The 8930-nt window shown below is 45.5% G+C and carries 3 protein-coding genes and 3 pseudogenes; 2 read left to right on the top strand and 4 right to left on the bottom strand.

Annotated features, from left to right (window positions below; translation table 11 throughout):
* Positions 1 to 126 precede the first annotated feature (126 nt).
* Together L691_RS0106450 and L691_RS34200 are read left to right on the top strand one after the other, a co-directional pair.
* The gene (locus tag L691_RS0106450; RefSeq protein WP_025689482.1) at positions 127 to 618 is read left to right on the top strand and encodes a COG3415 family protein; all 492 of its coding nucleotides are present in this window, start codon (positions 127 to 129) and stop codon (positions 616 to 618) included.
* A gap of 141 nt (positions 619 to 759) precedes the next feature.
* Positions 760 to 892: pseudogene (locus L691_RS34200) on the top strand (IS630 family transposase); the annotation flags it as partial.
* Positions 893 to 1407: 515 nt separating this feature from the next.
* Here the strand turns inward: L691_RS34200 and L691_RS0106440 are convergent.
* The 4 genes and pseudogenes from L691_RS0106440 to L691_RS0106415 form a co-directional block, all read right to left on the bottom strand.
* On the bottom strand, positions 1408 to 2439 hold the full coding sequence (locus L691_RS0106440) for an IS110 family RNA-guided transposase (RefSeq protein ID WP_051459315.1): 1032 nt from the start codon (positions 2437 to 2439) through the stop codon (positions 1408 to 1410).
* A gap of 299 nt (positions 2440 to 2738) precedes the next feature.
* Positions 2739 to 3866 (bottom strand): annotated as a pseudogene (locus L691_RS33420) (IS4 family transposase).
* 397 nt (positions 3867 to 4263) lie between these two features.
* Positions 4264 to 5456: pseudogene (locus L691_RS28075) on the bottom strand (IS256 family transposase).
* Positions 5457 to 5702: 246 nt separating this feature from the next.
* Positions 5703 to 6803: a hypothetical protein gene (locus L691_RS0106415; RefSeq protein ID WP_025689479.1), complete on the bottom strand. Its 1101-nt coding sequence runs from the start codon at positions 6801 to 6803 to the stop codon at positions 5703 to 5705.
* Positions 6804 to 8930: the final 2127 nt, after the last annotated feature.

Here is an 8930-nt window from a genome sequence, read left to right as displayed (position 1 = left end):
ACAAAACAAGATCAAGGTTGTCTGAAGGGGCACTAGTACACAAAAAAGCCAACGCTTACAGGTTAAACTTTCCAAGACCTATGGTACACTTTATGGACAGAGAATCGTTCATAAAGGATGAACCCTATGTTAAGAGGACCTAAGAAAAACGAGATATTCGTTAGCGATAAGCAACGTGAAGTGCTGGAACAACTCATTCGGCGTCGGAGCACCCCGCAGTCTCTGGCAAAGCGGACACGACTGGTGCTGGAATCCGTCAAAGGGGTCAGCAATATGGCGCTCAGCCGGCTCTTGCCGCTGGATCGTCCCCAGGTTGTGCTTTGGCGTGGCCGTTGGATTCAACAGTACCCGGAGCTTTGCCGGATCGAGCAGGAGCACCCCGAAGAGTTGGAAGCCGCCATCGTGCAGACACTTCGCGACGAGCCTCGTCCGGGAACGCAGCCGACCTTCACCGAGCAGCAAGTGCTGCAGATCGTAGCAATCGCGTACGAAAACCCGGAAGCAATCGGGCGGCCCATCAGTCATTGGACGCCGCGCGAGGTGCGGGACGAAGCCATCAAGCGCGGGATTGTTTCCTCCATCTCGGTTTCACAGGCCGCTCGTTTTTTAAATTTTTAAAACGAGGCGGATTTGCGCCCGCATCGCTACAAAGGTTGGTTGAATGCCAAACCGCAGGATCCGGTCGCCTTTGCCGAGAAAACTCGGGAAATCAGCCGAGTGTACCGATCGGCTCCGCTGCTGCATTCGCTCGGCGTTCACGTCGTTTCGCTGGATGAAATGACGGGCATTCAGGCGTTAGAGCGGCTTCATCCGACTTTGCCGATGAGACCGGGGCTTGTCGAACGGCGAGAGTTCGAATACATTCGTCATTGCACGCTGAGCCTGATTGCTGGTCTCTGGAAAGTGGCGATCGGGAAAATCGTCTCTTCGACTATGGCCCCAACTCGAAATGAAACCGATTTTGCAGCACAGTCGAGCATCTGATCGAAACCGACCCGCAAGCCGAATGGGTATTCATCGTCGATGGACTGAATACCCACCAGTCGGAGAGTCTGGTTCGGCTAGTCGCACGTCACTGCAGGTTGGATGACTCACTGGGTCAGAAAGGCAAATCGGGTGTGCTGGCGACTCAATCCAGCCGAGCCGCATTTCTGGCCGACTCGTCTCACCGGATTCGATTTATCTTTACACCCAAGCTTGCTCTTGGCTGAATCAGATTGAGATTTGGTTCAGCATTCTGGTCCGCCGCCTGATCAAGCGCAGCAGTTTCACAAGCACTTTGGAGCTGCAAAAGAAAGTCTTTCAGTTTATCGACTACTTCAACGCGACAATGGCCAAACCGTTCAAGTGGACTTATAAAGGTAAAGCTCTCTGCTTTTAATTGTTGGCCTATTGAGGTTTTATGCACTAGGACCAGTAGCGAGTCGACAGACGGGTTCCCCGGGTCACGGAAGCGGCCCAGGCGCATTCACAGAGAATTGCTTTTAGCATGCTGTTCCCGGACCTTGCCCGCTGCCGTTTTTTTTCACCCGCACTCCCATGGTTGCCAGGACTTACTCCGGACCAAGCCACGAGACTGTGGTCACTTTTAAACACACTGATATCGGTGCCAATCTTAGCCAGGATAATCGCGGCTGCATTCTCGTTCACACCCGGAACGGTGAGCAAAAGCTCAAAGGCCTCTTGCTTGTCGGCCAGATTTTGGCGGATCTGCTCCTCCACATCGGCGATAGCCTTTTCTACGTACAGCAAGTGTTCCCAAGAGAGGCGGATCATGCTCCGATGATGAGAGCGAAGACGGCTGTTGAGGGACTGAAGGAGTTTGGGAGATTTGTGCTTCAGCGCACCTTTCATCTGCGTTTCCAAAAAATCCATCGTGATCACTTCGCCGTCGACAATCTTCTGGAGGAGCATCCATCCCGAGACACCGAAAATGTCGGACATGTGTATGGTCAACTTGACATTGGCATCCTGAAGGAGCTTGTAAATTCGGTTCTTCTCGGCGGTCGCGTCATGAACCAGCTTCTTGCGGTAACCGGTAAGATCGCGCAGTTCGCGAATTTCCACGGGAGGAACAAAGCTGTTTTCAAGGAGTCCGCAGCGCAGCAGTTTGGCGATCCACTCGGCATCTTTCATGTCCGTTTTGCGCCCGGGCAAATTCTTGATGTGGTGGGCATTGGCCAGAAGCAGTTCCAGATCGAACGCTTCAAGCACATTCCAGATGGGTTTCCAGTACACGCCGGTACTTTCCATGGCGACATGGGTGCAGCCTAGCTCCGTCAGCCACTCGCCCAGTTCCAGCAACTCATCCGTCAGGGTGCCAAAGGTGCGAATTTTGGCACGGGGCCGCTGGTCAAGGGGACCGGAAAGAATACAGGCGACGACGGTTTCCTGGTGAATATCCAGTCCGGCACAGCATTCCAAAATGGCTTCCATCATGAGGATCGACCTCCTTCTGAAATCGGGGACCAGAAAGACAACCTGAGAAATGAAAATTTTTTATCTGGACTCGCCGTCCAATATTCTGTGCTTCAAAGGTTGTCCATACAGTTTTGTGTTCGGGGTCAAATCCACCACAAAAAACCTCGAACTGGTTCTGGTCTCTTCAAGTATGCTGGATGGATGGGTAAAAGAAAAAGGCCATGATGAATAATTTTTCATCATAGCCTGTGACCAGGCAAGGTCATGAACGTTTTGTAACAACATATATGGTTTAGCAGACCTGTTGATTAACCAAATTATGTAACTCCAAAAACCCCGTGAGGATTATATAAACGAACATATTGCTGAATCCTTATCGTCCATTCAACCGGTAGCCTGTTCAAAGTGAATAAACGTGAAAAACGGACAAAAGAAAGACACGCCATTCGGGGTACCATTGCATGTGTGGCGTCAAACAGCCATTTGAGCAAAACATAGACGATTAAAGCCGAAAAGAGTTGGCCATACACGGCATTTTGGGTGGTGCCAAATAAGGTAGGGATGTTCAAATGTTGCTTAATCCAGCGAAAGAAGACCTCGATTTGCCAACGAGCCTTGTACATCTGGGCGATTTGTTCTGCAGTCACTTGCATTAAGTCCGTTACCACTCGAATCTCTCGGCCTTCAAACTCCTGGAAGACCACGACCCGATGGCGTTTTTCAGATCGACATTGAGACGTCCCGAGTTGGCACGTGATATCGCGAAGTACCGAAGATTCGGGCTCTTTTTGACGACGTAACGCACGCGGCTTTTCAAGATGGACATTGTCTCGGAGCCGAATCACAAATGACTGTTCCTCTTCTTTGTAGCGATCTAGATGTTTGAGCTTTCCATACGCCCGGTCCATGACCATAATGTAGTCCATATGGGCCAGATTCTCGCTGATCGGCCCGTCATGCTTAGAGCCTACCGTTTCAATAACCTTCAGGGGTTGCAGGTTTTCAGCCTGCAAGGCAATATGCAGCTTAATTCCCGCTCGTTCACCGTGATACGGTGCCCAAGGCAAACGGGTTTTACGACGGTCATCGTTGTGGAATCAATGAGAAGCAGCTCTTTGGGAAACGCCAGTTTACGACGGGTTGCTCTGCTGCATTTACGAACAAGCAGATGCAATAAAGCCTTGAATACCGGAAAAGGCACGGCTGCAGCTTTACCCGAAAAACTCGAATAATGAACTTGCGGTAACCCGCTAGAAGCGGCATGATCGGCTCCAGACCTATAGCTGTCCCATTGCTCAAAAGCAGCCATACACCAATAGTAATAGATGATACACCGTAAACTTACGAGCATTGTCTTCGTACTTGGCAAGCCTAACCTCAGATTGAACTTCTTCTGAAGTCAGCATGGATTGAAGGATGGATAGGATCGTGGTAGACTTTTTCATGGAGTCGCCACCTTTCGGTTGTTTGTAGGGGTACAAACATTTTACCGAGTTGGCGACTCTTTTTCTACCATTTAGTGGTTAATCAACAGGCGTGATGGTTTAGATATGCTGTTAGATTAAAAAGTAGATACCGAGAACCGAGAATGCGATAGAATAAAATCATCCAAATTCGAGGTTCCTCACGATGAACAAAAAGTATGATAAGGAGTTCAAAATACAAAAGGTACAGCTGATTCAGGAAGAAGGCAAAACGGTGGCGCAGGTCGCCCGGTAGCTGGGGATCAGTGGCAATACCCTGTACCATTGGATGGCTGAGTACAAGAATGAACCTCTGGGGTCTGTCAAGTTTTTTGTGTAAACCCATTTCAAGTAATCCCCCCAAGGGGGGGTGGCGATTCTAGCGTAAGTGGTTACCGATGCGTTCTGAAAAGAATACGGAGAGCTGGAAGAGGATTTGTCCCCAGTTTTGCACACGACCGGTCCATTTACGAGTGACATCCATCGTCGCCAAATACAGCATTTTAAATAGTGCTTCATCGGTCGGAAAGATGCTTTTGCCTTTGGTCACTTTCCGAAGTTGCCGATGGTAACTCTCGATATGTTCGTGGTATAGATGAGTTTGCGGATCTCTGCCAGGTATTTGAAAAAGGTCGAGAGCTCTTCCCAGATGTTGCACCAAGACCGGACAATGAGCGGATACTTGACACCTCAGACCTCCTCGAAGCCGTCCAGTTCAAGCAGAGCCCCTTCCTCGTGGCCGCTTTGTAGATTGGCTTGAGGTCGGCGGTCACTTTCTTGAGGTCCTTGTACGATACACAACGGGTGGAATTACGAATTTGGTGAATGATGCACTTCTGGATTTCGGTCTTGGGATAGCTCGCGGCAATCGCCTCCGAAAAACTGTTCAGGTTGTCCACGCAGATGATGAGAATGTCTTGAACACCGCGATTACGCAGGTCATTCAGTACGCTGAGCCAAGACTTGCTCGTCTCATTCTCGCCGATCCACATACCCAGTACATCCTTGTTCCCATCCAGATCAATCCCGATGACCATGTAGGCGGCTTTGTTGACAATCGCCCCGTCCTGCTGGACCTTGAAGTGAATGGCATCCATATAAATGATGGCGTATACGCTCTGAATCGGCCGATTCTGCCACTCTTTGATGAGTGGCACGATCTTGTTGGTGACATTGGAAATGAGCGTGGGAGAGACTTCAATCCCATACAGGTTCTGCAGATAATCTTGAAATTTCACGAGTGCTGACGCCTTTGGCATAGAGAGCGATGATCTGATCTTCGATCCCGGTGACATTCTTCTGATGCTTCTGAACGACAACCGGTTCAAATTCGCCCAGTCGATCCCGGGGAATGGCGATCTCCTGTTCGCCATACTCGCTCACGACGGTTTTCTTGCTTCTGCTATTGCGGCTATTGGGCGTCATCTTGGCCTTGACTTCATGCTTCTCGTATCCTAAATGCGTATCCAGCTCGGCGAACAGCTCTTTCAAAGCGTTCTGTACGTCCTGTGCCGTTACCAGTTTGTTCTCCTTGATAAATGCCCGCAGTTGCTCTTTTGTCCAAAGTCCTATGTGCTCTCCCCAACCTTTCTGTTACTTCCATTTTACTGGGTTTAGGAGTTTACATAAACTATTTTACAGACTCAACCTCTGTCAAGATAGTAGACAAAAATTTATGCTGCTTGGGTGAAATAAAGCTGCTCCGTAGGGGTACAGTAATCAATAGATGAATGAATCCATTGAGTTGTACCCCCTTGTCTTTTGTTCAATTCGGCAGATTTTTAAACAGCAGCCAATTGCCCATTCGTTGGAATGTTTTTAACGGGTACATAGATTCCATTTTAAATTAATATTATTATTATTCCCTAAAAGAATCTCTTCTGCCCTTGAAGAGTTTAAATAGATTTGGTCCAACATTTCATTTATTAGAGGTGGTTCTAACAATGAAAATGATTTTATTTCTTGTATTAAATTTTGAATTAATTTCTTCTCTGGTTTTATTAAATATTTCAGCATCATATTTCTAAAAATTAAAGTTTTTTTCTCTAGATCTTTATATGAAGTATGGACCCTGCTTTCTTGGAGTAGATTATTCTTTATCAAAAATTCGATTCTTTGTACCATGCACTTTTTATGTTCCCAAAGCACATGAAAAGGCTTAAAATCACACCATAATTTCTCTTCCAAAAGAGTAAATAGATATTCAATTATCTTTTCGTAAATGTTTATCCCGAGTGTCAACTCACTTGCCCAAGTCAAACTCTGATCGTCACGAATTCGAGTATCCCTTGATAATAAATAGTCATTTAAAGAATCTACAACTTTGAGTAGATCGAAAGAGTACTGTGCGTAATTATTTGCTCTGAATAATAGGATTTTTTCATAGTTACTAACATTGTAAATCGCAGGTTTATCATACGCATCTTCAAATTCTTTGAAAGAACACTTTTTAAATTCATATTTCCCATCGAAATTATCAGCTACTTCAAAAGTTTCCAGAACCTTGTTGTATCCGTAAATAAGTATGTCATGGGCTAAATCTTTCTTTTTGTAAAAAGATGAAATAGAAAGATAGTTATGATTGACTTTCATATGAACATAATAGCCCAAATCTATTGATTCCGTTATAAATGAAATAATGTTTAATTTGTTCTTAAGCATCACTACATCTTTATTTATCAGTTGAACATCAATTAGTGGACAATAATAAGGAACCCAAGTTATCCAAGGTTGGAAAAAATCGATCTTTAAAATGCCGTTTCTTTCTCGATCTGGATGACTGGAAAGTTGAATAAAATTACTTAGCATCCATGGGATATAACTATCACTTGTTGCAGATACAATCGATAACACATCCGCATAATAAGGGAAACAAGTTATATCGGGATAATTTACCGGTAATAATTTATTTTGACTCAATTCAATTACCTGCTTTCTTTAGTTTATTCTCATGAGAAAACGAATTTTATTTGAGCTTGTTTCCCCACATTATTCTTTAACCTGCTATTTCCCACTTCTATCTTGCGAAATAAAGACTAATAGTCCGCCAGCATAAAATTCAGACTTGCGGCCGTCATGAATGTTCGGAATAGCTAACATTCTGAACAACGAAACAGAAGAGTGAATTTCATTATGGGATGACTAGCGTTCGAAGCATCTGCATTCATCCGCTTCCTCGTTTGCTCAAATATTAGCCAGATCCGGATTAACGTCACCGTTTTTTTAAATCTTATTCGTTACTACTACTTAGTTGTCTCCCTATCATCTGGGAGAGATTTTTCTTGAAATGTTCCCGATTGGAACGGGTTTTACATACTCATCTCGAAGTAATTTAAGTGAACCAATCGAGGAGATGAGAATAATGAAACTGAGCCACAGCAGGTCAACACTATTCGTAAAGGCGATCAGGATATAGCGGACTTTTTTCATGCTCTCCTCCTCGAACAAAATCATAAAATCCAACCCGTTGTGGATAAACAAACTAAAACAGATTGAGAAACTTGAGAAACGTATTCATGTATTAAAACGACAAGTGGAGCACATATAGTAATAATATAGTAGCAAACCGCTGTCGAGTGACAGATTTCGCAAACCAACAAACTAACGAACACCCGCCGACTATAACGTAGCACCCAAGGAACACGATCGACAAACGCGATGTTACGTCGAATATCCGGATAAAACCGTCATTCATCCGGTATGTCTTTGCTCCCATTGTTCCGCTTCCCTGGATGCACTGTAGAGTGTCCGCTATAGAAACGTCAAGTTTTTGACTTGCCACCTCCATGCATAGTCGTAACGGAACATCGTGTTCAAATCAAAAACTATCCGCAATCACGGCACCATGAAACAAGATACTTTCCCGGAGAGAGTCAGCGCCCCTAAACAGTACGTAGAGGATTTCTCGGCATGGACAACTTACCTTCATGAGTACCAACTCCTCCCTTGGATCGGATTGTTCAACTTTTTACTGATCTCTGTGGGTATCTCCCCAGCGAGGCCGCCTTGCTGAGTCAGCATACCATGGTCCCAAGCCTTTAAGTCAGAGAGACAACTATTCGTCAGTAATACTTCTTCAACCCTACATTCATGGAGATGAATCAGGCTTACGGGTTGGAAGTAAAAACCTTGTGGCTGCATACTGCGTCCAACGCAGAATCAACTTTTCTTGCGGTGCCTCAGTGTCGCGTTAGTCAGGAATCGTTGCTATAGGCATCTTATCATCCTTTACCAGGACTGTGGCTCATTACTGCTATTCCTCTTCCACTATTCCTTTCATCATGCGCTGTACAATGCCCATTTACAGCGTGAATGCTAAGGTACTACCGCCATGGCATTCACCAGCGGGCGATTCAGATGAAAGGGTTTTCCAAAGGATACGCGGAAACTAACAACGAACAGGACCCCCTGTCAGAAACAGCGATTCAGCATTTGATGCAGCGCTATGATGCCATTCTCACGGAAGGTGGGAAATAATGGAGACAATATACGACAAGAGAGAAAACGGGAACAAGAGGCCAAAAGTAAAGACCAAGGCAGCAAACCTTAGGGAACGACTAATAGTTCACAAATCGTCCATTCTCTGGCTTCTTTGTGTTGTACAAATTCCTTTTGACAATAACCAGGCGTAACAGAACATCCACATGATGAAGTAAAGTAAATCAGAAGGGTTCCGGTTCATTTCGAACGGAATCGGGGGTACTGTTTGCCAAAATTCGCAGTGCTAATTCAACTCTTCTGGAAAACCCATTCTTTCTTCTCTAATCTTCACTCTCCAATCGCTATCCGTTGTGTAGACCTAAGTAGCAACCTTTTCCTTATAAATCCATTCGCAATGATACTGTCAATATTTCCAAATGTCAACCATTTTTTAAATAAATATTCCTTCTCAAAGGTAGTTTAAACATCCGACCTCCATTCAATAAATCCCGGCTCTTCGCGCTACTGGGTGGGTAAAGGTCTCTTAACGAGATTCATAACCCTTCCGCTTGTTTGGAGAATCTCATAGGCAGAAGAAGCCGTCAAGGAGAGCGCTTGACCGCTCCT

Origin of the sequence: Paenibacillus zanthoxyli JH29 (genome assembly GCF_000520715.1) — a bacterium.
Taxonomy (GTDB): Bacteria; Bacillota; Bacilli; order Paenibacillales; family Paenibacillaceae; genus Paenibacillus_AQ; species Paenibacillus_AQ zanthoxyli.
This window is presented reverse-complemented; position numbering and strand designations above follow the sequence as displayed.

Excerpts from the sequence above, each read along its gene's own strand:
- L691_RS0106450 (WP_025689482.1), top strand. The coding sequence starts at position 127 with ATGTTAAGAGGACCTAAGAAAAACGAGATATTCGTTAGCGATAAGCAA.
- L691_RS0106440 (WP_051459315.1), bottom strand. The coding sequence starts at position 2,439 with ATGATGGAAGCCATTTTGGAATGCTGTGCCGGACTGGATATTCACCAG.